Consider the following 26900-nt stretch of genomic DNA (forward strand, 5'->3'; position numbering starts at 1 on the left):
CACTCCTGTTGTCGAGCTCAGACCGAGACGGTGTTCTCGGCCGATGCGAATCCAGGCGCCGCTCCGAGGCAATTCCGCACTCGACGGTCCGTACAGAGCCAGCTCCCTGTGACACGGAACACTAGATTCCGGAGGTACCGATAAACATGACTGAGCGCGAACGATGGAGTGACTCCACGCGTAAATCCACCAAACCCACTGTGGTATCTCTCGATACGCGGGTCAAGCCCCGATAGGTGGTGTAGGACGGTGATCCTTTTTCCTGTCCTGACTATGCAGCAGGAATCGCGGCGGCAGGCTCTGTAACCACCTCCCCGCAGGACTCCGGCTCCGCACCAACAGCACGACAACGAGCCAGCACCTCGAGCCCGAGATACCGCCGGCCCTCCGCCCATTCATCGGTCTGCTCAGCCAGAACAGCACCGACCAGCCTGACGACGGCGTCACGGTTGGGGAAGATCCCCACCGCATCGGTCCGACGCCGGATTTCTCGATTGAGACGCTCGGCCGGATTGTTCGACCACACCTGAGTCCACACATCCTTGGGAAACGCACTGAACGACAACAGATCCGGTCGAGCATTACCCAGATGCTCCGCCACCGCCGGGAGCCGGTCCTCGGTGTACTCGACGAGACGATCGAACTGAGCATCGACCGCATCGGCGGTCGGCTGGTCGTAGACCGAATGCAACATCGCCTTGACCGCCGGCCACATGCTCTTCGGACACACACTCATCAGGTTCGCCGCGTAATGGGTCCGGCACCGCTGCCACGCCGCACCGGGCAGGTTCGCCGCGATCGCATCGACCAGACCACGGTGCGCATCGGAGGTGACCAACCGGACCCCGCTCAGACCTCGAGCGACCAGGTCGGCGAAGAAGGTGTTCCATGCAGGCCCGGTCTCGCTGGTGGCCACATGCAAGCCCAGCACTTCGCGGTGCCCGTCGGCGTTGACTCCGGTGGCGACCATCGCGACTGCGTTCACGACCTGCTTGTTCTCGCGGACTTTCATCGTCAATGCGTCGGCGGCGACGAACGTGAACGGGCCCGCGTGATCGAGGCGGCGTTGCCGGAAGGCGGCGACCTGCTCGTCGAGGTCCTCGGCCATGCGTGAGACCTGGGATTTCGACAGTGCGTTGATGCCGAGGGTTTTGACCAGCTTGTCCATCCGGCGGGTGGAGACCCCGGCCAGGTAGCAGTCGGCGACCACGGTGATCAATGCCGCTTCGGCGCGTTTACGGCGTTCGAGGAGCCATTCGGGAAAATACGTTCCGGATCGGAGTTTGGGGACCGCGACGTCGATGGTGCCGACGCGGGTGTCGAGCGGGCGGTGCCGGTAGCCGTTGCGCTGGTTGACTCGTTCGGTGGACTGTTGGCCCCATTCGGCGCCGCAGACCGCGTCGGCTTCGGCGGAGAGCAGGGCGTTGATGATGGTTTGCAGCAGTTCGCGCATCAGATCGGGCGACGCGTCGGTCAGGGCTTGGTGCAATACGCCTGCAGGGTCGACAATGTGGGGTGCGGTCATCGTGATGACTCCGTTCGAGGATTCTGTGGAAGGTTGACTCGAAGGATCACGCGGTGACCGTTTCACGTCCAGCAGCAACACACTGCCGGTTGTGGTCCCGGTCATCGGGTTACACCACTCTATGGGGCACTACTGATACGGCGAGGACTCGACTCCACGGAAGGCCGTAATCTGTGGGCGAACACAGTCGGCACCCTCTATTGCGAGTCGGACGTGGCATGGCCCAATCCACGCAACCGTTCATCGCAGAATGGGGCGGTCATCCCATCGGAGAACTGCATGTCAGCACGATGCGCGCGGACGTCCACTCGGTCATCCGTTCGCCGGCGATGGTGCGTTCGGACGACGCGGGAGACTTCCTCGTGTTGGTGGTGACCGACGGTAACGTCCGCGTCACCCAAAACGGACGCAGCGGAGTTCTCGAGCAGGGATCGTTCGCGTTACTGGACTGCGCCGCCCCGTTCGAATTCGAAGCCGAGTCGAATTTTCGTCAGGTCGTCATCGACACTCCCCGACCCCTGCTCGAAGCGCGGTTACCCCAGCGAGTACTCGAGCAGGGAACCGGGCTGCCCATCAGTGGGATCTCGGGAACGGGCCGACTCGTGAGCAGGTTCCTCCTCGACGTCGCCGAACAGGACCGGACACTGCCGACGAGGTCAGCGGTCTCGATATCATCCGTCGCTCTCGACCTGCTGGTCACCGCCCTCACCGACAGCGCCACCGAGACCGACCCGACGAAGATCAGTCACGCGCGTGATCTGGCCGAAGTGCAGCGGATCGTCGAGCGACAGCTACACGATCCCGCTTTATCACTTTCCAGGGTCGCTGCAGAAGCGGGGATGTCTGTGCGACACATTCAAAACCTCTTCCGTGAGCAAGGCACGACCCCCCGCGCCTGGCTGTACCGCACACGGGTGGAGCGAGCACGTAAGTACCTCCTGAGCACCGATCTGACAGTCGCCGAAGTGAGTGAGCAATCAGGCTTTCGCGATGTGTCCCATTTCAGCCGCACATTCCGCGCCGCATACGGTTCCAGCCCTGGCCGTTATCGAACCGAACACCGCTGACCTACACAGGTGGCCCGATTCGCTCCGGGTCACCTCCGCGGCTCATACCGACAGTCGAGCCGGTCCTGCGCCCTCTACCGCGAACTCTTCCGTCGAGACAGTTCGCGAGATCGACACCAGATGCATGCCGACTACGCGGACGTAGGACACGGGTGCTTCGCGGCGAAGTCGAGCGTCATGGGGTTCCGGTCGGTGTCATTCCTTCAGGTGATCCAATCGCCCCAGGCGGAGCAGCGCGGGTCACGATCTACTCCGTTCGGGACGAGTGCGGGACGTGGAAGCTGTGGGCGTGACTCCGGGGAGCGAATACCTCCTACATTCGAAGCCGGTGTGATCTGCAACACTAGAATATGGAGGTGAGCAGCGACATGACCGACAGTGCACAGAACAATGACTCCGATTGCACCGACAAGGCCAGCGCCAAGGTCGTAATCAGCACACGCGAGCTCGAATCGAGCGAGGTACGTTCGCGGTGGATAGACACACTCGACTCGACATACTGCGAACTCGACGTCGACTGGCCTGACATATCGGACTCGTTCGGGGCGGAACTGTCGGTGCGTCCCTTCGTCGACGTCACAGTCAGTGTCGTACGCGCAGACCCACACACAGTAATCCGCACCCCGAACATGATCTCGTCCGATCCCAACGACGACTACCTACTGTGCTTGATCACGAGCGGTACAGCGGTCATCGGTCAACACTCTCGGTCCGCAAAGCTCGAAAGCGGGGCGTTCGGAATCCTCGACTCATCGGCGCCGTTCATCGTCGACGCCCAGACCGAGTTCGAGCAGATTGTCGTCCGCGCGCCGCGCGCGGTGTTTGCGCCACATCTTCCCCTGGAAGCCGTAGCGGAGATTACCGGTGAAGGTTTTTCCGGCCGCAGCGGCATCAGCCGATACGTCTCTCGCCTATTCGTCGACATGGCCACTGACGACTCCCTTCTTTCGCCCAACTCCTCAGCCTCCGTTGCCGCGTGCGCGATGGACCTACTCGTATCCGCCATCAGTGAACGCACAACTCCGTTCAACACCACCAAACGAGTTCACAACAAGGACTTTCGAGTCATACAGCAGGCAATGCAACGACACATGACAGACCCCGATTACTCGATCAGCGACCTTGCAGCCGAACTGGGAATGTCCGTGCGGTACATCCACAAACTATTCAGCGCAGCAGGCACGACACCACGCACATGGCTGAATCAACAGCGGCTCGAGCGAGCTCGCAAACTCTTGCTGAGCACCGACGCCACGATCTCTACCATCAGCGTCCGCGTAGGTTTCCGCGATGTCTCGCATTTCAGTCGAGCGTTCCGACGTCGCTTCGGGACCAGCCCACTGCATTTCCGCATGCAGCAACTCGGCACCAGCACCAGCAGCGACAACGGGTGACCAGACCGCCACGTTCTGACCTGTAGCCGTCATCGTGTATCCAATAGCAGTTTCCGAACTCCCGCGAAGGTTTTCAGCAACCGCTGGCAAGCTGTTGCGCAATCTCGTCTACCCGGCGTGCTGGCGCGTCCGCAAATCGAACGCGCCAGCACCAGCGTTGAATCTCGTCGACTCCCTCGTAGATTTCCGACGATCTCGCCTGCGACGTCCAACCGCAGCCATCTGCGACGTTGCTCGTCTGTCCCCGGTCAAGGCATTGCCGGCGACGACGTGCCGTCGTCATAGCGACTCCCCGAACGAGAGAAGGAACAGGGCAGTCCGTCCCAAGCCCGGTCTACGTGTCCCTTGCACTCATCGTCTTGTCCCGACTCGCTTGCATTGACACGAAGATCGTTCGGGAGAATCAAACGAAAGTCATTGAGCAGGAGATCGTTCTGCAATCGTCACATCACCGGCGGCAAAGTGAGTAGCCGGAACTTCACGCAGCACCACCCGAATGTTGCTCAACGGCGCGTCCACGGCCCGCTGGGCGGCAAAGGTGAGTTCATGTATCAGTGCGCGGAGCTGTTCGGGCGAACGCCCTGCGGAAATAGTCACCTCGATGAACGGCATCATCAGCCTCCTGACACATTGACGGTACCGAGATGAGTGAAGTGAGCAGCGATCCGCGCCCCCGGCCGGACCGGAACCGCATCCGTCATCCCCCCGGTGAGGATCACCCAGCCCGGCTCGATTGCCAGGCCACGCTCGGCGAGGGTGTTCGCCGCGAAAGCCAGCGCCTCCGCCGGATGGCCGTGCACAGCAGCTCCTGTCGCCGAATCGACGATCTCACCGTCCACTTCGAGCAAGCAGGCTTCGAGACCGAGGTCCAGCGAGTCCGGCCGCACACTGATGGGACCGGTGACGTACCGGCCGGACGAATTGTTGTCCGCGACAGCATCCATCATGGAGAACTTGTAACCCGAGAACCGGCTGTCGATGATTTCGATCGCACCGACCACATGGTCGACCGCCGCGAGCGCAGTCGCCGCCGAGACCCCGGGCCCTTCGAGTCGACGTCCCATGACGAACGCAATCTCCGGTTCGGCACGCGCGTGGATCATCTTCTCCCGGGGCACCGGCTCACCGATCGGAAGGATCATCGCGTCCGTCAACCACGCCGTCGACGGCGAGTCGACTCCCACCTGACGCTGCTTCGCCTTGGAGGTCACACCCAGTTTGACACCGGTGACCCTCTCCCCTCGCGAGATCCGCATTCGCAGCGCAATATCTTGAGCCTCATATGCCGCGGCCAGATCGAGACCGTCCCATTCTGCGAGAATCGACGTCTGCGCGACGCCGCTATCCTCCGCTCGTATAAGAACATCGGCCACTTTGGCCGGGCTCCATAGTTGCTCGGTCACTGTTCGTCCTTTCCGCCGAGCACGGCGGTGACGGTGCCGAGCCCACTGATAGTCGCGACGATGGAATCGCCGGGTGCGACAGGATACGCACCGGTCATCGAGCCGGGCAGCACCACGTGCCCCGGCTCGAGGGTCACGCCGAGCGGACCCACCGTGTTGGCCAGCCACACCAGCGCATTGAGCGGTGACCCGAGAACTGCGCCACCGGCACCGGTTGCGACGAGCTGGCCGTTGATGTGCAGGTTACAGCCAGCCAGACGCAGATCCAGCTGGTCCAACGAGACCGGGCAACTGCCGAGTATGACCCCGCCGGACGAAGCGTTGTCGGCGATGGTGTCGAAAATTCCGATCTTCCAATCCTTGATCCGCGAATCCACAATCTCCAGCGCAGGCAGGACGAAATCCACTGCCCGCGCTGCCTCTGCGGCAGTCACGCCTGGGCCGGCCAGTGGACGACCAAGGACGAATGCAATCTCCGGTTCGATACGCGGTTGCAGAAATGTGCCGCTGGCGATGGGATGGTGCTCCAGATGAAACATGCTCTGGGTGAGATGCCCGAAGTCGGGCTGGTCGACCCCCATCTGTCGCTGAATTGCTCGCGACGCGAGGCCTACCTTGTGTCCCTTGACGACATCGCCGGCCGATGTCCACTGCTCTACTTGCGCCTGCTGGATGCGGTATGCCACTTCTAGGGATGCGTCGGGATACTCGGGCGTCAGCGGGTCGATCGGCTCGGCGGTGCGATACGCGTCGAGCAGACGATCCGCTGCCTTCTGAACAGCAATATCCATAGTTCCTCGGTTGTGTCGTGCGGTTGATACAGATGTCAGGACGCTCGGGGACAGCTACCGACCGGCTCCAGCGACGGGTGGTTCCGGGATTCGAGTGGAACGATGTCCGCCGCTTCGGCAATAGAGCGAGTGATCTTGTTGGCGGCAGCGATCACAGCACGCTCGAGTTGAGCTCGCCGCGAAGCGAATCGGGTGGCCGGAACACTTATGCTCACTGCAGCAACCACCGAACCCATGTCGTCTCGTACCGGTGCGGCGACACAGTGCACCTCCGACACCGTCTCGCCCATGTCCACCGCGACACCAGCCATGCGAGTCATTTCGAGAGCATCGGCGAGCGCATGCGGACTCGTAGTCGTCGACTGTGTCAATCGACGTAACGGACGCGCTGTCAAGTACCGCTGTAATTCAGTCTTGTCGAGTTGCGCGAGCAGGACCTTGCCCACAGCTGTGGAGTGGGCATCGAGCCGGGTGCCCACTCGAGCCCCCTGCACGGTGATGTTGTGCGTACCGATCACCTTGTCGACGTAGAGGACACTCCAGCGTTCCATGATGGCCAGGTGTGTCGTTTCTCCATAGTTTTCGACCAGCTCTTCCAACACAGGAGCGGAACAGGACCGTACGTCCACAGTGCTGCGGAGTGTTTCCCCCAATTCGACGATGCGCCAGCCGAGCCGGTATCGGCCGCGATTCCGGCACTGCAACAACCCGGTGTCGACGAGACTGGCCAGCAATGCATGAGCACTCGACCGGGGCACGTCGATGGCCGCTGCAACTTCGGAAACACCCCATTCCGGACGCTGAACTGTGAACAGATCGAGCACCGGACCAATCTTTTGCACTGTTTGCAGACCAGCCACGCCGACAGCCACCTTTCAAAGTTCAATCTGGATGACGGTTGAGCAACCCCGTCGCATCGCTGTGAGGTGGAACACTAGGTGGCCGAGCAGAGAACGAACATGTCCTGAAGCGCACGAATGAATGACCTCGAGCGCACGAGTTCACGACCGACAGCCCACCAACCGCGACCTTCGATCCCCCGAGTGGCACACAGATATCTCGGCCCGCGTGTCGCTTCCCTCGTCTCCGCTGACCGGATCGAACCATGTGGTTCCTGCGGTTGTCAGCGGTCATGCAATTCCCCATCCGCAAGTACCTGGCCCCTGCGCTGGAGGCGGGGCTGCCCCCGGCGACGGCCACAAATTCGACGAGAACCTGTGGTGCGAGTTGATCGGGGCCTGGTTCCCCTAAGTGGTGGACCCGACGGCGCGGGCGGTGACCTGGCCGGCGATCGCCGCCCACCACACCTGGATCGAAGGCCAGCTCGACGAGTCGGTGACCGTAGCAACGATCGCCCAACGACTGCGCGACGACCACGGTGTCCCGGTATCGGAATCAACTGTGCGTCGCTATATTTCGGCGCGATTCGCCGATCGGGTCGCGGCGTCGAAAGCCACGATGCCCCGCGGAGCGGTCCCGCCGGACGACGAAGGTCAGGTCGGGTCTTCGGTGATCAGGCCGTCGCCGCCGCGATGATCGACCGGATCGTCCATCACGCCGACGTGTTGACGCTCGAAGGTGCCAGCTACCGCGTTTGAGGACGCGGAATCGACAGTCTTCCCAGGATCAGAATGGAGAATTAGGCAGACTAGCCACACACCGACACGGTGCTCTCGTTCTCCACCGTCGCATCGGCCTCGAATTCAAGCGTTGCCGACACTCGACTCCCGTTTTGCTCTCTTCGTCCCATCCGCACACTTCTCTCCAATCAGCAGGGTTACGACCAATACTTGAACCCGCCGCGTCGATTCCCCCATTCCATGACGGTAGGCACCGTTCTGGGCGATACTGAGAAGTGCCCCGGACCGAGGCAGAGGCCAGGTACATGCAGGACTCACGCGATCTTGACGCGACAATTCTCACTGCGGCCGAACCGCATCGGATGACACTGGGACTGCCCCTACGCAAAACCCCAGGCATCCACGGCAGCGGCACCACACGGAGATATTCTGGCCGGCCAACCCATCAGGCAGGGAGGTGATGTCAGAGTCCAGTGGCGGGACTACCACGGTACGTCCGCACCGATCTGCCCTTCAAATATAGTAACGTTCGCCAACTTCGCCGAAACTGAAAACGCCGTCGACGACCTCTCCGGCCAGCATTTCGCAGTAGGCAAACTAGCCATCGTGCGCCAGGACATCGAGCCGGTCGAATAGGTCATCGGCACACTGAACTACCGCTGGGCCGCGCCCGCGCCGCCGCGGGCGCGTGGACAGCTACACCATCAGGCTGGATCTTTGGATTACTCCACCGAGGCCGGCCGCCGTGTACACGCCTCGATCTCAGCTTCTACGCGCCGATCTTCGGTGCCGTTGTCGGCGCTCCGTTCGGCCTGCTCATGCACGCATCACCGGACAGGGCAGCCAGCGCGACTTCACCTCGTTCCCAGTCCTTACGACCATGTCCCTACACAACCACGGCACTCCGAAGTCCTCGCCGACGTCGAAGTCGCGGACCAAGCCGTCCGCCGACTCACCGGCCGGACCAATCGAAAGGAATGAATCATGGCAACTGCGGTAGGCATCGACTTGGGCACCACCAACTCGGTCATCGCAAGCTGGCAAGGCGGCGAACCGGTGGTGATCTCCAATGTCGAGGGTGCGCGGACGACGCCGTCGGTGGTGGCATTCACCGATAGCGGCGAGCGCCTGGTGGGTCAGCTGGCCCGACGACAGGCGATCCTGAACCCGAAGGGCACGATCTACTCGGCGAAACGCTTCATCGGACGTCATTTCGACGAGATCTCCGAGGAGGCCAAAGCGGTCAGCTTCGACGTCGTACCGGGCGACAACGGTGAGGCACGATTCGACGTGCGAGGTAAGAAGTACGCACCAGAGGAGATCAGTGCCCTGGTGCTGCGCAAACTCGTCGACGACGCCAGCAAGTTCCTCGGCGAGAAGGTCAAGGAAGCGGTCATCACCGTTCCGGCCTACTTCAACGACGCGCAGCGCAACGCCACCAAGGACGCCGGCCGGATCGCGGGCCTCGAGGTCCTGCGGATCATCAACGAGCCGACCGCGGCGGCATTGGCGTACGGCATGGACAAACAGACCCACGAGACCGTACTGGTCTTCGACCTCGGCGGCGGCACGTTCGATGTGAGCCTGCTCGATGTCGGCGAGGGAGTAGTCGAGGTTCGCTCGACGGCCGGCGACTCCCACCTCGGCGGAGACGATTTCGACCGGCGCCTGGTGGACTACCTCGCCGACGAGTTCCAGAGCGCGGAGAACATCGATCTGCGCAAGGATCCACAAGCGCTGCAACGACTCTTCGAGGCGGCAGAGAAGGCCAAGGTCGAGTTGTCCTCGGTAACTCAAGCCCAGGTCAACCTGCCCTTCGTCACCGCAGACGCGAACGGCCCCAAACACCTCACCACCACGATCATGCGATCGAAGTTCGAGGATCTGACGGCAGATCTGGTGGAACGCTGCCTCGGTCCGGTAAAGCAGGCAATGAGTGACGCCAAGATCACCGCCAACGACATCCACGAGGTGATCCTGGTCGGTGGTTCGACACGCATTCCGGCGGTACAGGCACTCGTTCGCCGGCTCACCGGCGGTAAGGATCCCCACATGGGCGTCAACCCGGACGAGGTCGTGGCGCTCGGTGCCGCGGTCCAGGCAGGCGTGCTCAAAGGCGAGGTCTCCGACGTACTGTTGCTCGACGTCACCCCACTGTCCCTCGGCGTCGAGACGCAGGGCGGGGTAATGACCAAGATCATCGAGCGCAACACGACGATCCCCGCCCGACGCAGCGAAGTGTTCTCCACAGCGGAAGACAATCAGTCCGCCGTGGACGTCGTAGTCCTGCAGGGCGAACGCGAACGCGCCGCCGACAACCGGGTGCTGGGCCGGTTCCGGCTGGAAGACATCCGACCTGCGCCACGCGGCGAGGCGCAGGTCGAAGTCACATTCGATATCGATGCCAACGGCATTCTCAACGTCACCGCCCGTGACAAAGACACCGGCAAGGAGCAGAGCATCACGATCAGCGAACAGGGCAACCTCGACCAGAGCGAGGTCGAGCGCATGCTCGCCGAGGCCGAACGGAACCGGCGTGAGGACGAGGAGCTGCGCAAGGCGGTCGACGCACGTAACGCCCTCGATTCGGTTGCCTACCAGGTGGAACGGCGACTTTCCGAACTGGGTGACAGTGCGCCACCGCACGAGAAAGCGCGTGCCGAGATGTTGATCGCCGACGCGAGGAAGGCTGTAGAAGACGGTGCTCCACCCTCGGAGGTAGAGCCACTGACCTCGGAGCTGCAGCAGTTGCTCTACGGGCTTGCAGCGGTTCAAAACGGCGGCGAGGGATACCAGACCGGCGGAAGAGACGCTGCGTCGTCGGATGACGACGACGTGATCGACGCCGAGTTCGATCGGAGCTGAGGCACCTGATGGACAGATCTGCTGATCATTCGACGACCGAGCAGGCTACCGACCGTACTGACACGGACCAGACCGAGACGAGGCCTGATCACACCGATACCGAAGCCAAGCTGGCTCAACTCGAGGACCGCTGGCGCAGAGCACTCGCAGATCTGGACAACCTGCGCAAGCGGTATGCCAAAGATCTCGACCGTGAACGCGCCGCGGAGACAGCGAGGGTATCGGCGGCGTGGCTGCCTGTCCTGGACAACTTGGAGCTCGCGCTGGCCCATGCGGATAGCGATCCTCAGGCCGTCGTCGAGGGTGTGAAGGCAATCCGGGACCAAGCGGTGCAGATACTGTCACGGCTCGGCTTCGAGCGCCACGACGAGGTCGGTGTGCCGTTCACCCCGGAACTCCACGAAGTAGTCAGTGTGGTGACCCAACCCGACCTTCCCTCCGGAACCGTGATCGAGGTCTTGCGGCCAGGTTACGGAGAAAACGGACAGCAGTTGCGTCCCGCCACCGTGGTCGTCAGCCGACCTGAGGAGTGAGCGCCATGGCGCGTGACTACTACGAAGCGCTCGGGGTCCCGCGCAGCGCCGACACCGACGAAATCCAGCAGGCCTACCGCCGACTTGCCCGCAAATATCACCCCGACATCAACAAAGACCCCACTGCGGAAGACAAGTTCAAAGAGATCAATGAGGCCTACCAAGTGTTATCCGACCCAGACACCCGGAAACGCTACGACCGATTCGGGGACGACTTCCGTCGGGTACCCGAGGACTACGACGAACGGGTCCGGGCAAGCGCCGGCGGGTACGGCGGCGGAAGGTACAGCGGTGGGGGCCGGAGGGTGCACTTCGGACACGGCACAGACGGCGAGGGGGGCGTCGACTTCGAGGACCTCTTCGGACAGATGTTCGGCGGCGGTGGCGCGTACGGCCCGATTCCCGGCGCCGATCAGGAAGCGGAACTGGAACTGACCCTGGAAGAGGCGTACCGGGGCGGCAAACGCACTCTCCGTCTGGACGGACGGCGATACGACGTCAACATTCCGGTCGGTGTCCTCGACGGCCAAAGAATCCGGCTGGCCGGGCAAGGGGGCCGAGGCAACGGCGGCGCACCGCCCGGGGATCTGTACCTCGTGGTCCGGATCAAACCGCATTCCCGGTTCCGCGTACAGGGCCGGGACATCTACGTCGACCTTCCCGTCTCCCCCTGGGAAGCAGCCCTCGGCGCGACGGTCGCCGTTCCCACTCCCGGCGGTGAGGCGAAAGTCAAAGTCGTACCGGGCTCGTCGACAGGTAGGAAGCTGCGCCTGCGCGGAGAAGGCATGCCCAACCCGCGAGGCTCCAACGGCAACCTCTACGCCGAAATCAAGGTGATGGTGCCATCGAAACCGACAGCACGTGAACGCGAGCTGTTCGAACAGTTGGCCGCCGAATCGAACTTCGACCCGAGGAAACAGCCATGAGCACCCCGACCCCGGGCACCCAGTACATATTGGTTCGCCGTACCGGAATGTCGCTGGATGTCTTCGCCGAACGTACCGGGCTGCACCCCGACCTGGCAAGAAAACTCGTGGCTCTCGGCCTGATCGACGCCCACCGCGACGCCGGCGGCGAGATGTCGTTCGAACCATCCGAAGTGGTCCACGCCGCCCGCATCCAACGGCTGCGGACCGGCCTGGGCCTGAACTACTCGGCAATCGGGCTCGTGCTCGATCTGCTGGATCGAATCGAGAAACTCGAAGCAGCTTCCCGCAGAAGGAGGACACCCCCATGGACACCGGCAGCCTGACTGAAAAGTCACGAGAAGCCCTGCAGGAAGCCCAGAACGTCGCGACCAGAATGGGTCACACCGAGGTCGACGGAGAGCACCTGCTGCTCGCGTTGGTCGATCAGCAGGAAGGGTTGGTACCCCGACTGCTCGAGCAGGCCGGCGCGAACGTCGATGCCCTACGCTCCGATCTGGAACGTGAACTGTCGCGTAGGCCGAAGGTCAGCGGCCCCGGCGCGACACCCGGTCAGGTGACGATCACCCAGCGCCTGGCCAAACTGCTCGACGCCGCCGAACGAGAGGCAAAGCGACTCAAGGATTCCTACGTGTCGGTGGAGCATCTCGTGATGGCCCTCTCCGAGGAGGGGTCGACCAGTGCGGCCGGACGGGTTCTCACCAGTCATGGGGTCACACGAGACGCCTTCCTCACGGCGCTGACGAAAGTGCGCGGCAATCAGCGCGTCACCTCGGCCACCCCGGAAGGGGCGTACGAGGCGCTGGAGAAGTACGGACGCGACCTCGTCTCCGAGGGGCGGGCAGGCAAACTCGATCCGGTCATCGGCCGAGATGCCGAGATCCGCAGGGTAACGCAGATCCTGAGCCGGAAGACGAAGAACAATCCGGTGCTGATCGGCGACCCCGGCGTCGGTAAGACCGCGATCGTCGAGGGCCTCGCCCAGCGGATCGTCCGCGGCGACGTGCCCGAGGGCCTACGCGACAAAACGATCTTCTCGCTCGACATGGGTTCCCTGGTGGCCGGCGCGAAGTACCGCGGCGAGTTCGAGGAACGGCTGCAGGCGGTGCTGTCCGAGGTGAAAGCGGCCGAGGGGCGCATCCTGTTGTTCGTCGACGAGTTACACACCGTCGTCGGCGCAGGATCGGTCGGCGGCGAGGGATCTCTCGACGCCGGCAACATGCTCAAACCGATGCTCGCCCGCGGCGAACTGCACATGATCGGTGCCACCACTCTCGACGAGTATCGCAAGCACATCGAATCCGATGCAGCATTGGAGCGTCGATTCCAGACCGTGCTCGTCGACGAGCCCAGTGCCGAGGATGCAATCTCGATTCTGCGCGGACTTCGAGAACGCCTCGAGGTGTTTCACGGCGTGAAGATCCAGGACGGCGCACTGGTGGCCGCCGTGACCCTCTCGCACCGGTACATCACCGACCGTTTCCTTCCGGACAAGGCGATCGACCTGGTAGATGAAGCGTGCGCCCGGCTACGAACCGAAATCGACTCGATGCCCGCCGAACTCGACGAACTCACCCGGAAAGTGACCCGGCTGGAGATCGAAGAGGCCGCCCTGTCCAAGGAAACGGACGCCGCCAGCAAGACACGCCTCGAGGAGTTGCGTAAGGAACTGGCCGATCTGCGGGCCGAGACCGACGCCCGGCACGCTCAGTGGGAGGCAGAGCGCCAAGCGATCCGTCGGGTGCAGGAGCTACGGGGAGAGCTGGAACGATTGCGACACGAAGCCGAGGAGGCCGAACGCAATTACGACCTCAATCGGGCCGCCGAGCTGCGATACGGCGAGATCACCGAACTCGAACGCAAACTCAAGGCGGCGGAGGAGCAATTGGCCACCAGGCAAGGCCGCAATCCGTTGCTGCGCGAGGTGGTCACCGAAGACGAGATCGCAGAAATCGTGGCCGCATGGACGGGTATCCCGGTCGCTCGACTGCAGGAAGGCGAGCGGGAGAAACTGTTGAAGCTCGACGAGATCCTGCACGAGAGAGTCATCGGTCAGGACGAGGCGGTACAACTAGTCGCAGACGCGGTAATCAGAGCAAGGTCGGGTATCCGCGATCCGCGCCGGCCGATCGGTTCGTTCATCTTCCTGGGCCCGACAGGTGTGGGGAAGACCGAACTCGCAAAGACGCTGGCCAGTGCCCTCTTCGACAGCGAAGACAACATGGTGCGCCTGGATATGAGCGAGTACCAGGAACGGCACACGGTGAGCAGACTCATCGGTGCACCCCCCGGGTACGTCGGGTATGACGAGGGGGGTCAGCTCACCGAGGCGGTGCGTCGCAAGCCGTACTCCGTGGTGCTCTTCGACGAGATCGAGAAGGCCCATGCCGACGTCTTCAATACCCTTCTACAGGTGCTCGACGACGGCCGGATCACCGATTCTCAAGGCAGGCAGGTCGATTTCCGGAACACGGTGATCATCATGACCTCGAACATCGGATCCCAGCATCTCCTCGACGGAGTCACAGCGGACGGCGAGATCAAGCCGGACGCCCGGGCGCGGGTGCTGGCGGAACTGCGCGGGCACTTCCGTCCCGAGTTCCTCAACCGGATCGACGACATCGTGTTGTTCACCCCGCTCACGCTGCCCCAGATCGAACATATCGTCGAGCTACAACTCACCGATCTTCGGAACAGATTGTCAGAGAGACAGATACACTTGAATATCACACCGGAAGCACGCCGGCTCATCGCCGAACACGGTTTCGACCCGGTCTACGGTGCACGACCCCTGCGCAGGTATATCGCCCATGAGGTCGAAACCAGGATAGGTCGTGCGCTGTTGCGCGGCGAAATCGAACCGGGCGGCACCATCGATGTCACGGTCGATGACGGCGAACTGTCCGTCGCATATACGGAACCCGCCATCGCGGCCTGAGAAGGGGTGTCGTCATGGGATCCGACAAGGTGAAGTGCCCACACTGCGGCAAGGTCAACAGGGTACCGGCGGCCGGGAACGGGAGACCCCGCTGCGGAAATTGCCACGAGCCGCTGCCCTGGATCGCCTCGGCAGGGGACGGCGACTTCGCGGAGGTCGCCGAGAAATCCTCGGTGCCTGTACTCGTTGACCTCTGGGCGACGTGGTGCGCTCCGTGCCGAATGGTCAGCCCCGCGCTCGAGCAGCTCGCCACAGAACGCGCGGGTCAGATCAAGCTCGTCAAGGTCGACGTGGATGCTGCACCCCAGACGGCCGAACGTTTCACCGTCAGTGCCGTTCCGACGCTGCTGGTGATGGACCGAGGTGAGGTACTCGCTCGTCAGGCGGGCGCCGCTCCGGTACCGGTGTTGCGCACATGGCTCGATCAGGCGCTCTCGGAAAAAGCAGGCAAGGAGGCGAACTCATGACTTTTGCCCACGCGGACCCACATGTGATCGCGATCCGGGCCGTGGCGCCCCGCACTCCACAAGGTTGCGAGGAATGTCTTCGCCTCGGCACCCCGTGGGTACATCTGAGGCTGTGTCTGTCGTGCGGACACGTCGGTTGCTGCGACTCCTCGCCGGGCAAGCACGCGAGCGCACACGCTCACGCCCTTGGCCATCCGATCGTCCAGTCGATGGAACCCGGTGAAGATTGGCGTTGGTGTTATGTCGACCAGAATTTCGTCTGAGGACGCCCCACGCCTCGGCGACGGTCAGCTCGTCGACGACGAGACTCCGGATACAGTCGGGGCATTCCCGCGGTTGACGGACGCCCAGGTAGCGACGCTCGAGACCGGAGGCACACGTCGATCGGTTCACGCCGGCGAGGTGCTGATTCGAGCGGGCACCCGCAGCAGCGACTTCTTCGTCGTCCTTTCCGGCAAGGTCGCGATCATCGACGAGGGCGCCGAGGACGGTGAGCGTCGGATATTGCGCCTGCACGGTCCGGGCCGATTCCTGGGCGAGCTCGGACTGCTGGATAGCCAGGTGGCGTTCTTCACCGCCGAGGCGATCGAGGACGGCGAGGTGCTCGTCGTCCCAGCCGAGCGGGTGCGCGAGCTCGTCGCCCACGACCTCGTGCTCAGCGATCTGATCCTGCGGGCCTACCTGGTGCGCCGGCACCTACTGATCGGGCTCGGTTCGGGGTTCCGAATCATCGGCTCCTGCTATTCCCCGGACACGTTGCGGCTTCGCGAGTTCGCGATGCGCAACCGGCTGCCCCACAAATGGATCGATCTGGAGCAAGACGAACGGGCGGAGCAACTGCTGCAAAGCCTGGGTGTCGCCCCAGAGGACACTCCCGTCGTGATCTGGCACGGCGAGAAGGTGCTGCGCAATCCGACGAACGCCGAACTCGCCCGCATCATCGGGCTTCCGGTCCCGGACGCAGCGCATGACGTATGCGACCTCGTCGTCGTAGGTGCCGGACCGGCGGGTCTGGCCGCGTCCGTGTACGGCTCATCCGACGGGTTGAACACGGTGACACTGGAGTCGATCGCTGCAGGTGGGCAGGCTAGCACCTCCTCCCGGATCGAGAACTACCTGGGCTTTCCGGCAGGGATCTCCGGTGCCGAATTGGCGGAGCGGGCCGTGATTCAGGCCGGGAAGTTCGGTACCCGCCTTCTCGTGTCGGCGGAGGTGACCGGTTTGGGATCCGAGGGCGGGCACCATGTGCTCCAACTGGCGGACGGCGGCGAGATCCGCGCCCGGGCGGTCGTGCTCGCCACCGGGGCGCGATATCGCAAGTTGGAGGTTCCGGGAATCGAGGCACTGGAGGGGAGAAGCGTGTATTACGCCGCAACCAATCAGGAAGCGCGGCTGTGCGGCACCGACCCTGTAGCCATCGTCGGCGGCGGAAACTCCGCCGGCCAGGCCACCGTCTTCCTCGCAGACCAAGTTTCCCACGTTCACCTCCTCATCCGCGGCCACGACCTCGGAAAAAGTATGTCCCGGTATCTCGTCGACCAGATCGAACGCCATCCGCGCGTGACCGTGCACCGAAACGCCGAGATTCGTGAGGTCCACGGCGACAAGCACCTCGAAGAGATTGCAATCGAGGACAATCGCACGGGCGACAAGGCCAAGATCCGGGTGCACGCTCTGTTCGTCTTCATCGGGGCGATGCCGCATACCGGGTGGCTGACCGACGCGATCGCACTCGACGATCACGGCTTCGTCCTCACGGGCGTGGACGCCGTCCCCGCCCGTGAGGACAGCAACCAGAGAATCGACGCCCCGCCGTCGAGAACACTCGAAACGAGCCGGGCCGGTCTGTTCGCAGCGGGTGACGTCCGCAGCGGCTCGGTAAAACGGGTCGCATCCGCTGTCGGTGAAGGAGCGATGGCGGTACGACAAATCCATGAATACTTCGAGAGGAGCTGACGACATGCCAGTGATGGGCACTGCAAAATTCCAGCGGTTCTTCCGGGTAGCGGCTGGACTGCACGTCGACCGGAACGATCTCAAACGCTATACAGATTTCATCGACGACAAGATCTACGACGTGATCCTCATCGGCAAGGCCTCGGCAAAGGCAAACCTGCGGGACGTGATCGAACCGTGGGACCTGCCGATCACCAAGGGGCTGCAGGAGAGCATCGACCGATTCGAGAAGCTGGACGAGGAGATCGAACTACAACCTCTGCTCGACCAACTGGCGGCCCAACCGCCCTTGGACGTAGCCCTCTCCGAGAGAACCGAGCAGAGATTGCCGCTGATTGCCGGCGGCTTGAGCGTGGCGCTGGCGCGCACTTTCGTCACTGTCCAGCCGGACCGCAAAAACCCCGGGACCGCCGAGTGGAACGTCACCCTCGACATCTTCCATCAACTCCTCTGAACCCAGCCAGCGACCGGGCACTGATGGCGGACAAACGTGCCAGACACATCGAGGACGATGTGATCTGGCCGAGATACAAAGGCGGAATGGACCGCTACTCACAAACAACATCTCGTAGATGAAGACGATCAACATCCACGTATCGGTCTTCCCCCCTGTGGTCGTTGTCGTCGAAGCATGCTGATACATCACCACGTTCATCCGGGCGGAACACCTCTCGTTGCCGCTTCGTCGTCGACCTACATTGCGCCGCTCCGTCAACTCGATCTGTAGCGACATACAGAAGGAGGGGTCACCCCGGGGCGTGCCGCAACTTCACCACCCCGCATAGACACGCTCGATACCCGCTTCCAACATGCACGGGATGCGCGGGCCGGGGACGGACCTACTCGGTCCATGTAGTCGCGTTCACGCACACTTTCTCTCATGAACCGTTGCACCCGCTTCACCGCGACGGGCACCGCATACACCAACCCGACCGAGCACGTCGACGGCTGGTACCGACAAGAGGGATTCCGGGTTCCGTACGCTGTGACCCCGCAACCGCGCCACCATCCCGCGGAGCACCACCGGGCGCCGTACCGCACATCCGCACCTCCCGCGCCCCAGACACCGGTCTTGACCTCGACGAACCTGTCGATCTCCGGATCAACCGGCGAACACTGGACAGACTCCGCTTCCACCACGAGAAAGAACAACGCAGCGGCTGCGCAACATGCTCGAAGACTCTCTGCTCGAGGCCTCGAGCACAGTCACCGCAAGCCGCTACGTGTGCGTGTCCCGACAAGAGTTACAGTCATGGCCCTCTCCCCTAATCGCCCCGCCGTCACCGGCATACTCAACCGTGCAACGCGCGCACCTGCGAACAGGTCGAATAAAGATGCTGGCCCGGTGTTGGACGGTCAACAGCGCCGAGAGCAGGTCCGCGTCGAGGTCCTGCATTTCGTCGATGAACAGGCCGAAGGCGCTGCCCCGAGGTTTGAGTGCGGCGGTGATCGCTTCGACGAGTTCCTCAATGTCGAGGTCGATGTCGCCGCTCGAAGCCGCGGGTTGAGAGGTGCCGACGTTGACGGTGGCCGGCCCGAGGCCGATTTCGACGGAGAATCCGCGGGCCAGCTCGATCAGGGGATCGATGAGCTTCTGAATTTTGTGCTTGCGGCTGTATCGGCGCAAGCCGACAGTCAGTTCCTGGCCCAGTTTGGCGCGCACAGCGGCGGTACCGGCAGCGTTGGGTCGTGCTTCGATGCCGATAGTCAGCCAACCTTCCCGGTCGGCATGTTCGGCGAGAGTGTTCAACAAAGTCGTTTTACCGACTCCACGCAGGCCGGACAGGACCATGCCCCGGTCGTAGTTGCGTCGCTTGCTTCGCGCGACGAGCAAGTCGAACGCCCCGATCTGTTTGTCCCGACCTTCCAGCGCGGGAGGCCGCAATCCTGACCCGGGCTTGAAGGGGTTCAGTTCTAGATCCGTATGGAACAGCATAGAGAGATATGGACTTTTTCCAATACTTTCCCATAAAGTCCCCGATTCACGAGATGACATCAGCTCGGCACGCTCCTGGACGCCCCTCCTGGAGGGCGCGGATCGCCTCACGGATCTGCGAGATCTCGCGCAGAAGTGCCTACCGCCGGAACCATCCGAATCCCGACCGTGCCTGGATACACAGCGCTCAAACCCGTCGCCTGACCCGACTGGAGCGAGGTCAGCGGCGGCGATGCCCCTGGTTGCGGACGGAGCCATTCCCGCTACGCCGACGCCGTAGGCAAAACGAGGTGCCGCAGTGCCCTATACGAGCCCCCTGCTTCCTATCAGGGCACTGCGGCACCTCAGTGTCGCAACCGCCACCACCCTCATAGAAGACTTGTCATCCGCACGAACGAATCCTCCGACGCAACCCTTCGCACCCGAAATAAAGCACCCGATCCGGCAGTAACGTCGCCCCCCCCCGCAGAACCCCACCCCACACCGACAGGACACACGGCGCTCGTCATCTAGCCCGCGCACCGCATCATCCTTCGCTACCGTGCCGACCGTGGGTACGACCCTGCACGCACCCCACCCCTGGCCACACATCACCGCTACCCTCCGCGGACCCGGTCCCCACCGCGTCGCCATCGCCTACCTCGACCACACCGCCCCCGACCTGCTACCACTGCGCGCCGGGGACCAACTCATCGTCAACGCCGCACGACCCGCCGTCCGCGCGCACGCCACCTCCCCCACCGCCCTCGCCCACTTCCTCAACGCCGGCGTGCGCGTGCTGTCGACTCCGAACCTGCACACCGGCCTGATCCTCACCGGCGAGACGGTGATCGTCGGCCCTGCCAGCGCCTCGATCAGCTCCACCGTGGCCGACGAAACCGCGCTGATCACCGACGACCCCGACGCCATCGCCGCCGCACACGCCTTCCTCGACGATCTCGAAGACACTGTCGTGGTCGACGACGTATTCCTCGACAGTGCCACCGCGATCTGGCAGATCGGACGAGTGGTGCCCCTAACAGGGATCGGCAGCCGCACCCGCACCGGTCACGATTTTCTTCCTACCCCCGTGCGCCGGATGTTCCTACGGCACCTCAGCGACTACACCCGCACCAACGACGACGAAACATCATGGGCCGCAACCACCACCGGCCGAAACGGGTCGGCTCCGCGCTACCGCACCGCATGGATCCGCCAGAACACTCCCGGTCCCGACCGCCGCACCCTCCTGCAGCCCGGCGACGTCATCCTCCGGATCAGCGTCGACGACACCCGGCTGCATCCGCCGGCCGTCGTCGACACCGGCCCGCACCGCATCCCCCACACCCGCTCTGCGGTGGCCTACCGGCTACGCGTCCGCACCGACCTCGACCCCATCTCAATAGCGGACGCCGCGCGAAGCCTCGCCGAGCACGGCCACCCGAACCCGCGCCTGCACAACGATCACCGTGTCATCTCCCCGAGCCTGCGCGCAGCATTGCTGCGGTTGTGGAGGCTATAACCCCTCGACTCCCCGCACACCTTGCTTCACTCTGACCAACAATCCGATGGCGGATCCGCTCAACGCAAAAGCCGAAAGGAAGCGACGCTCGCAAGGAGCGGCGCTGCCGCCTCTTCAAAGCACCCAGGCCGACGGGCCGCGATCACTGTCGGCGCCACCGAGCACGCACCAACTGCGGGCAGATAGCACGATTGGAGCGTCTACCCCTGTACACCCCGCAGCGGGGAACCCACTGTGAACTTCGCACCGAACGGATCGGTGACCTCCGCGGTCCGCCCGTACGGCATATCCGTTGGATCGTCCGCGGTACCCCCGCCGGCCCGGGCCGCGGCGACGACCACGTCGCTATCGACTACCTGGAAGAGCGTGCCCCAGGAGGACGCCGCGGCGGACGGGTCACCCACGATGCCGCCGATCTCGTGCCCATCCGGTCTGCGCAGAAAGGTGAAATCCACGCCGGGCAGGTCGTCGTTCCCGTCCAGAGTGAAGTCGAACACCGCCGCGTAGAATTCCCGCGCCGGACCGGGGTTCGGGGTCACCAAGTCGTTGCGTAACAATGTGTTCGGCTCGTTCACGAGCTCGCAACCGACATGTGCCCGTCCCTGCCACAGGCCGAACTGCGCACCGGACGGATCCCGCACTATCGCCATCCGACCTTGGTCGGCGATGTCCATCGGCTCCGTCAGCAGCGCGCCGCCCGCAGCGACGGACCGAGCGACCGTCGCATCGACATCGTCAGTCGCCAGGTAGACGTTCCACCAGAACTCCGTCGCGTTCTCGTCCAGATTCGGCATCAGCGCGGCGACCTTTTTGCCGCCGAGCAGACACATCGTGTACCTGCCGTACTCCTCCGGACCGATGTCGAACTCCCAACCCAAGACCGACCCGTAGAAGGCCATCGCCCGGTCGAGATCCGGGATGTCCAGGTCGATCCAGGTGGGGGTGCCGAGAGGTTGATTCGTGGTGACCGCGCTCATCGCTGCTCCTCCGCCGGGTGGACACACTCGACGCTAGCCCGCGGCACCGACATTCGACGGCAGAGCCAGGGATTCACTGTCGTGCTTCGCGAACCGTCGGTACCGCCCGTTCGGTCCGCATGTCACCACAAGCACATCACTGGATAGCGCACTGCGCCCATGACCACCGGACCACGGTCGAGGCATGACCGTCCGAGCCCGATCCCACGGGGAAGTCGCGCCGCCCGGCCGGGGCTACGGCTTGAGGACCACCGTGATGCAGCCGTCTTTCTTCTTCTGGAACTTCTCGTACATCGCCGGCGCCTCATCCAGCGGCGCCGTGTGCGTCTCGAGGTCGAGCACCCCCAGCGGGTCCGAGGGATCGTCGACCAGCGGCAGCAAATCCTCGGTCCACCGCCGCACATTGCACTGACCCATACGCAGCTGCAGCTGCTTGTCGAACATCGTCATCATCGGCAGCGGATCCTTCATGCCGCCGTAGACCCCGCTGATCGAGATCGTTCCACCGCGCCGCACGGCGTCGATCGCGGTGTACAGCGCATCGAGTCGATCCACCCCGGCCATCTCCATCGCCTTACGCCCCAGCGCAGGCCCCCTCGACGTCGACCGCGACGCCGCCCGCACTATTACGCGCGAAGTACTCGATAGCGGTATCGACGCCGCGTTCTCCGAACGCATGCACGTCGACCACGGTTTCGCCCAGGCTCTACAACTACTCGTCAGATCGATCATCGCAGTACCGACCGTGCCGATCTTCATCAACTCCGTCGCCGAACCCCTCGGCCCCGTCAGCCGAGTTCGGCTGCTCGGCGAAGCTGTCGGACGAGCAGCCAACAAACTGGACAAACGCGTCCTGTTCGTCGGATCCGGAGGGCTCTCCCACGACCCACCGATTCCGCAGTTCACCAGCTCGCCTGAGCAGGTGCGCGAACGGTTGATCGACGGCCGCAATCCGAGCGACGCCGAACGCAAGGCCCGCGAACAACGCGTCATCACCGCCGGTCGAGACTTCGCTGCCGGTACCGCCACCATTCAGCCGTTGAACCCCCACTGGGACCAGCATCTTCTCGAGATTCTGGCATCCGGAGAACTCGAACAAATCGACACGTGGACCAATGACTGGTTCGTCGAGCAGGCCGGCCACTCGTCCCATGAGGTGCGCACCTGGATCGCCGCCTACGCCGCGCTCCATGCCAACGGCCCCTACCAGGTCACCTCGAGCTTTTACCGCGCAATCCCGGAGTGGATAGCAGGATTCGCAATCACGACAGCCCTCACCCTCTCCTCGAACCACACGAAATGACCGGCACCTGCACCCACGGAAAAGGTTCCTGTCGTTGTTCGACAAATCCGACTGAGCGCGGCCATCACCGCACCGCCGCGGTTATCAAGCAGTGCACTACTGCAGGCTCGCGGGCTTTCTGCCATGCCGAGCCCTTGTTCTGAGTACATCCCCCGACACACGGTTCAACAATGAACACCACTGCGAAATAAGGCTATTGATTTCGAATTGCAGTTACCGGAGCTCGAGTGCATCGATGAGCTTGCGGCACTCGTCATCGGTGAAGTGCTTCCGCACCGCCGCGGCCAGCACATCCGGATCCGCTCCCAGGCGCTTGAGTGCCTGAGCCACCTTGTCCACCGGCTCGAGCTTGCTCGCAGGTTCTTTCGGCTGCGGCGCCTCAGGCTCGCGGGTTGCGGGGGTTGGCGATGAGCTGATCGACCGGAACATCGTCGAGCAGTTGGCCTTCGAGAGGCTCGATCGTCGTCTTCGTCTTTGTGGGTGCGGGGTGCGCTTGCGGTCGACCGGGGAGTTGTCGCCGACTGCTCCGACGAGGGAGGCGAAGTTCGCGCGCCCACCCTTGGGCGGCATCAGCGACCACCGTCCGCGAGCTCGAGGCTGAGCTTGTAGAAATCCTCCCGTGCCTGCAACGAGACGCGGTTGGCTTCGTATTCGGTGACGACGCGGCCTTCGGCGGCGGCACGGGTGTGGACCTTGTAGTGCCGCAACACCGTTCGGGCGAGGGACCATCCGTTGGCCTGGACGAACTCGCAGGTCTGTTCGAGGTCGACCTTGCCGTCGCGGGGATCCCAATTGTTCACCACGACAATGAATTTCTTGCCGATCGGTTCGATGACCTGCTTGATCGTGCGCGCGGTGGGATCGAAACACAGCGGCTCGGGTTCGATCGGAACGATGACCAGATCGGCGACCTCGAGCACCGCGCGCAACGCGTCGGCGGAACTGCCGGTGCCGAGGACATCGGTGCCGTCGTCGGCACCGGACAGGTCGATCCAGCCCGGGGTGTCGACATAGACGTGCTTGATGCCGGGCAACTTGTCGAGATTACGTAGCACGTCGAGGTTGTCGTGGACCTGGTCGATCATAAACGGCAGTTCCTCGACACGTGAGGCCCACCAGACTGCGGAGCCCTGGGGGTCGACGGAGATCGCGGCGACCGGGGACTGAACATCGTCATCGTCACCGCCGGCGAGTTGATCTTCTTCTCCCCGGCTTGCGCAGCACCGCTACTCCGAACGACGACTGTCGCCGCCATATGCAGTACGCACTCACCCTCCGGTTACACCGGGGATGGCCCTGCTGCCCGACAACCCGCCGACATGGGTGAGATAGGCGCCGGTCCGCAACCCTGACTCCGCGTCAGGGTTGCGCACATTGCCTAGGCTGTGCGACCGAACCGACGTTCGTAGTCCTCGCGTTCACGCGAGGCACGCGCCTGCGCCTTCGCACCGAGCAGATCAGGATCGAGACCGTGTTGCTGAAGTCGATGACGTTGCCAGATGCTCATCAACGCCACAGAAAAGTACGTCCAGGGCAAGAGCAGCAACATCATCATGGAGACGGGAATCCATACCGGTCCCGGGATCAGCAGGAACAACAGCAGCAGCGGGATGACCGGTACATTCCACCTGAGAAGATAGCGGCGCACGCCGCCCGGCCCCAGGATGTCGTTACGGACCCAGTCCTGCATCTGCGGAGGCAGGGGGCGGCCAACCACATAGGCCAGGCGCTGAATTACGGTAGGTCGTGTGCGAAGTGGGGTCGTCACAGCGTTCCCTTCGTTGTATCCGGTGGCTCGGATGGATCTCGGGACGGACGTCGATCCGAACTGGTTATTGCATGTGCTGCAGCATCATTGAGAAGGGTCAGTGCCCGATGCAGCTCCTGGAGCTCCGCCGGCGAAACACCGAGCTTCTCGACCACGGCGACCGGGACTTTCTGGGCTTCGTTCCGCAGGGCTCGACCTTGGGCAGTGAGATCGATGACCAGTTGACGTTCGTCTACACGACTGCGCGAGCGAGTGATCAGCTGTGAGGCTTCGAGGCGCTTCAACAAAGGCGAGAGCGTGGGCGAGTCCAGAGCCAGCGCTTCGCCGATCGCCTTGACCGACATCGGAGCTTTCTCCCACAGCGCCAACATCACCAGGTATTGCGGGTGAGTGAGGCCTAGAGGCTCGAGGATAGGCCGGTAGACAGCCAGGACGGCCCGGTTGGCAACGGCAAGCGCGAAGCAGACCTGCCGGTCCAACGCCAGGAGGTCGTCGTTCCCGATCGAAGCGAGGTCACCTATGGTCACAGGACGAGCATACCGGACTCAGTCGTGCACGAACGAATCGTGTGCGAGCAATATTCGAGATGTGCATCACCGGCACGACCCGCGATGCAGTTCGATATCCGAACAAGTGCGCCTCGCACCTGCGCACCCACTCCGATCCCTCGAAGTGTCGCGAATACCGAACCCAGCGACGCCACGCGCATCACCGGCCAGATACTTCATCAGTTCCCATTGGGTCGAGCGGCGACGAACTCTGCCTGGCCTGCGGGTCGGCACGATGCGGCGCCTCACGATCGACGGCCGGCATTCCGGACGGCGACGGGTCGGGATACGGTGGGTCCCGTCCGGGGGCAGACCACCACCGCCACCGGCGGTGCACCGATCCGGTACATCGATGATGCGCACGTCACTGGACCTCGGGTACATCTCGCACGTAGGTCCGCCACTGCAGAGGAGGCCGATGCGCCTTCCTTTCAAGGTTGTTCGTCGATCCACTTCTGCAGGCCGTACCCCAGCGAAGCCAACGACTTATCGAGAGTGGTCAACACCTCACTGGGGGATGCGGGAGACCTCACTCCCTCGCGCAGGACGGCGAGCACCACGGACTGCACCGCACCCCCGACAGCAGCCGGCACCACCGCCGCCGGACGCGTACCGATACGGGACGCAACGAACGTCGAGACGACCTCGGACCACACCAACCACCGTTGAGCACCCTCGGCCTGCAATTCCGGTGAGGCGTCGAGGATCCGAATCTGGGCGGTCCAGACGCCCTCGTCGTCGAGTCGGGCCGCTACCGTATCGATCACCCCGACCCGGATCGCCTCCATGACCGGCACCTCGTCGTCAACCGTGCCGAAGGAGCGCTGGAGGTCGCGGGTACTTTCCTCGAAAGGAAACCACACGAGTGCCGCTTTGCTGGAGAAGTACCGGAAGAAGGTGGTCTTGCTGATCCCTGCGGCCGCAACGATATCCATGATCGACGTCTCCGCATAGCCTCGTTCGAGGAACAGTTCGAACGCGGCGACCTCGACCTGCGCACGAGACGACACCTGAGGACGTCCACGCCTGCCGGTAGCCATCGCATTCCCCCCTCTTTTCGACCCGAGACTTGATTTTGGGTACTCGGTACCGTAAATATAGGCGACGCGCGATGCGACCGATAAAGACGATCTTGCAACACCACCACGATCCGTCACCCCCCCTGTAGGCGGACCGTGGTTCCCGGTCGGTGAACCGACCCCGTCCCGGATGCCCTGCCTGCCCCCTCCAACGGGCAGGGCATCCGGGAACTTCCACACCGACCCGTGTAGGGCGGGTTGTGTCCTATCCGTTCGATTGAAGGGCCCGCCATGTCCCATCGATGCCGTTCGTCGGTGTTTGCTTGCGGGACAGCCGGTACGCCGATCGCTCCCACCGTCGGAGCGCTCTCCCTTATCGGAATCCTCTTTACGCTTTCCCACG

At 63.3% G+C, this 26900-nt stretch carries 25 protein-coding genes and 3 pseudogenes; 15 read left to right on the top strand and 13 right to left on the bottom strand.

The genetic code is table 11. The features are described from left to right. Window positions 1-271: 271 nt before the first annotated feature. Window positions 272-1525, bottom strand: a complete 1254-nt coding sequence (locus RBB84_RS17520) for an IS256 family transposase (RefSeq protein WP_350246341.1) — start codon at window positions 1523-1525, stop codon at window positions 272-274. A 218-nt stretch (window positions 1526-1743) separates the two neighbouring features. Between RBB84_RS17520 and RBB84_RS17525 the strand changes: the two genes are divergently transcribed. Then, on the top strand, window positions 1744-2592 hold the full coding sequence (locus tag RBB84_RS17525) for a helix-turn-helix domain-containing protein (RefSeq protein ID WP_350246342.1): 849 nt from the start codon (window positions 1744-1746) through the stop codon (window positions 2590-2592). A gap of 368 nt (window positions 2593-2960) precedes the next feature. Then, the gene (locus tag RBB84_RS17530; protein WP_039957952.1) at window positions 2961-3986 is read left to right on the top strand and encodes an AraC family transcriptional regulator; all 1026 of its coding nucleotides are present in this window, start codon (window positions 2961-2963) and stop codon (window positions 3984-3986) included. 414 nt (window positions 3987-4400) lie between these two features. Here the strand turns inward: RBB84_RS17530 and RBB84_RS17535 are convergent, their stop codons facing one another. Genes RBB84_RS17535 through RBB84_RS17550 form a run of 4 tightly spaced genes read right to left on the bottom strand, consistent with a single transcriptional unit; the run spans window position 4401 to window position 7040 of the window. Further along, window positions 4401-4598, bottom strand: coding sequence for a tautomerase family protein (locus RBB84_RS17535; protein ID WP_006551052.1), 198 nt, complete (start codon window positions 4596-4598; stop codon window positions 4401-4403). Between the two features lie 2 nt (window positions 4599-4600). Further along, on the bottom strand, window positions 4601-5389 hold the full coding sequence (locus tag RBB84_RS17540) for a fumarylacetoacetate hydrolase family protein (protein WP_064257365.1): 789 nt from the start codon (window positions 5387-5389) through the stop codon (window positions 4601-4603). Further along, window positions 5386-6180, bottom strand: a complete 795-nt coding sequence (locus RBB84_RS17545; protein WP_064257366.1) for a fumarylacetoacetate hydrolase family protein — start codon at window positions 6178-6180, stop codon at window positions 5386-5388. Before RBB84_RS17545 ends, RBB84_RS17540 begins: the two co-directional genes overlap by 4 nt. A 35-nt stretch (window positions 6181-6215) precedes the next feature. Next, window positions 6216-7040 (bottom strand): IclR family transcriptional regulator, encoded by an 825-nt coding sequence (locus RBB84_RS17550; RefSeq protein ID WP_064257377.1) that lies wholly within the window; start codon window positions 7038-7040, stop codon window positions 6216-6218. Between the two features lie 391 nt (window positions 7041-7431). Between RBB84_RS17550 and RBB84_RS17555 the strand changes: the two genes are divergently transcribed. The 11 genes and pseudogenes from RBB84_RS17555 (at window position 7432) to RBB84_RS17605 (ending at window position 17899) form a co-directional block, all read left to right on the top strand. Continuing rightward, complete coding sequence (locus RBB84_RS17555; RefSeq protein ID WP_156666200.1) at window positions 7432-7716, top strand: hypothetical protein; 285 nt, start codon at window positions 7432-7434, stop codon at window positions 7714-7716. Beyond that, a pseudogene (locus RBB84_RS17560) lies at window positions 7671-7778 on the top strand (ATP-binding protein); the annotation flags it as partial. The gene RBB84_RS17555 and the pseudogene RBB84_RS17560, both read left to right, overlap by 46 nt. 966 nt (window positions 7779-8744) lie before the next feature. Continuing rightward, a complete protein-coding gene (dnaK, locus tag RBB84_RS17565) occupies window positions 8745-10625 on the top strand; it encodes a molecular chaperone DnaK (protein WP_064257368.1) in 1881 nt (626 codons plus the stop codon). Between the two features lie 8 nt (window positions 10626-10633). Next, on the top strand, window positions 10634-11158 hold the full coding sequence (locus RBB84_RS17570; protein ID WP_064257369.1) for a nucleotide exchange factor GrpE: 525 nt from the start codon (window positions 10634-10636) through the stop codon (window positions 11156-11158). A gap of 5 nt (window positions 11159-11163) precedes the next feature. Further along, window positions 11164-12084, top strand: coding sequence for a J domain-containing protein (locus RBB84_RS17575; RefSeq protein ID WP_006930779.1), 921 nt, complete (start codon window positions 11164-11166; stop codon window positions 12082-12084). Further along, the gene (locus RBB84_RS17580) at window positions 12081-12410 is read left to right on the top strand and encodes a chaperone modulator CbpM (RefSeq protein ID WP_064257370.1); all 330 of its coding nucleotides are present in this window, start codon (window positions 12081-12083) and stop codon (window positions 12408-12410) included. Before RBB84_RS17575 ends, RBB84_RS17580 begins: the two co-directional genes overlap by 4 nt. Further along, entirely contained in the window at window positions 12392-15022 is a 2631-nt protein-coding gene (gene clpB, locus RBB84_RS17585; protein WP_064257371.1) for an ATP-dependent chaperone ClpB, read from the top strand. Before RBB84_RS17580 ends, clpB begins: the two co-directional genes overlap by 19 nt. Window positions 15023-15036: 14 nt before the next feature. After that, a complete protein-coding gene (gene trxA / locus RBB84_RS17590; protein WP_064257372.1) occupies window positions 15037-15489 on the top strand; it encodes a thioredoxin in 453 nt (150 codons plus the stop codon). Further along, a complete protein-coding gene (locus RBB84_RS17595) occupies window positions 15486-15752 on the top strand; it encodes a UBP-type zinc finger domain-containing protein (protein ID WP_071936080.1) in 267 nt (88 codons plus the stop codon). The genes trxA and RBB84_RS17595 overlap by 4 nt, the downstream gene beginning before the upstream one ends. Next, the gene (locus RBB84_RS17600; protein ID WP_064257373.1) at window positions 15730-17445 is read left to right on the top strand and encodes an FAD-dependent oxidoreductase; all 1716 of its coding nucleotides are present in this window, start codon (window positions 15730-15732) and stop codon (window positions 17443-17445) included. Before RBB84_RS17595 ends, RBB84_RS17600 begins: the two co-directional genes overlap by 23 nt. Window positions 17446-17458: 13 nt before the next feature. Beyond that, on the top strand, window positions 17459-17899 hold the full coding sequence (locus RBB84_RS17605) for a DUF1931 family protein (RefSeq protein ID WP_010595771.1): 441 nt from the start codon (window positions 17459-17461) through the stop codon (window positions 17897-17899). A 765-nt stretch (window positions 17900-18664) separates the two neighbouring features. On the opposite strand, the gene RBB84_RS17610 is transcribed toward RBB84_RS17605, so the two are convergent. Continuing rightward, complete coding sequence (locus RBB84_RS17610; protein WP_231912105.1) at window positions 18665-19381, bottom strand: ATP-binding protein; 717 nt, start codon at window positions 19379-19381, stop codon at window positions 18665-18667. 550 nt (window positions 19382-19931) lie between these two features. On the opposite strand from RBB84_RS17610, the gene RBB84_RS17615 reads away from it, so the two are divergent. Then, entirely contained in the window at window positions 19932-20882 is a 951-nt protein-coding gene (locus tag RBB84_RS17615) for a hypothetical protein (RefSeq protein ID WP_064257378.1), read from the top strand. A 200-nt stretch (window positions 20883-21082) separates the two neighbouring features. On the opposite strand, the gene RBB84_RS17620 is transcribed toward RBB84_RS17615, so the two are convergent. Beyond that, a complete protein-coding gene (locus RBB84_RS17620; RefSeq protein ID WP_064257374.1) occupies window positions 21083-21859 on the bottom strand; it encodes a VOC family protein in 777 nt (258 codons plus the stop codon). A gap of 234 nt (window positions 21860-22093) precedes the next feature. Then, window positions 22094-22447: pseudogene (locus RBB84_RS17625) on the bottom strand (glutathione-dependent formaldehyde dehydrogenase); the annotation flags it as partial. Here RBB84_RS17625 and RBB84_RS17630 point away from each other — a divergent pair. After that, on the top strand, window positions 22389-23162 hold the full coding sequence (locus RBB84_RS17630; RefSeq protein WP_231912106.1) for a 3-carboxyethylcatechol 2,3-dioxygenase: 774 nt from the start codon (window positions 22389-22391) through the stop codon (window positions 23160-23162). The pseudogene RBB84_RS17625 and the gene RBB84_RS17630 overlap by 59 nt on opposite strands. A 213-nt stretch (window positions 23163-23375) precedes the next feature. Here RBB84_RS17630 and RBB84_RS17635 read toward each other — a convergent pair whose 3' ends face one another. The 5 genes and pseudogenes from RBB84_RS17635 to RBB84_RS17655 all read right to left on the bottom strand — a co-directional run bounded on the left by RBB84_RS17635 (window position 23376) and on the right by RBB84_RS17655 (window position 26488). Continuing rightward, on the bottom strand, window positions 23376-23732 hold the full coding sequence (locus tag RBB84_RS17635) for a hypothetical protein (protein WP_350246346.1): 357 nt from the start codon (window positions 23730-23732) through the stop codon (window positions 23376-23378). After that, window positions 23732-24346, bottom strand: a pseudogene (locus RBB84_RS17640) (ParA family protein); the annotation flags it as partial. The pseudogene RBB84_RS17640 and the gene RBB84_RS17635, both read right to left, overlap by 1 nt. A 194-nt stretch (window positions 24347-24540) precedes the next feature. Then, window positions 24541-24852 (bottom strand): DUF5313 family protein, encoded by a 312-nt coding sequence (locus RBB84_RS17645; RefSeq protein ID WP_231912030.1) that lies wholly within the window; start codon window positions 24850-24852, stop codon window positions 24541-24543. Window positions 24853-24926: 74 nt separating this feature from the next. Continuing rightward, window positions 24927-25457, bottom strand: coding sequence for a MarR family transcriptional regulator (locus tag RBB84_RS17650; protein WP_082921040.1), 531 nt, complete (start codon window positions 25455-25457; stop codon window positions 24927-24929). A 452-nt stretch (window positions 25458-25909) separates the two neighbouring features. Next, window positions 25910-26488: a TetR family transcriptional regulator gene (locus tag RBB84_RS17655; protein WP_231912029.1), complete on the bottom strand. Its 579-nt coding sequence runs from the start codon at window positions 26486-26488 to the stop codon at window positions 25910-25912. Window positions 26489-26900 lie beyond the last annotated feature (412 nt).

Origin of the sequence: Rhodococcus sp. D-6 (assembly GCF_040256695.1) — a bacterium.
Classification (GTDB): Bacteria; Actinomycetota; Actinomycetes; order Mycobacteriales; family Mycobacteriaceae; genus Rhodococcus; species Rhodococcus pyridinivorans.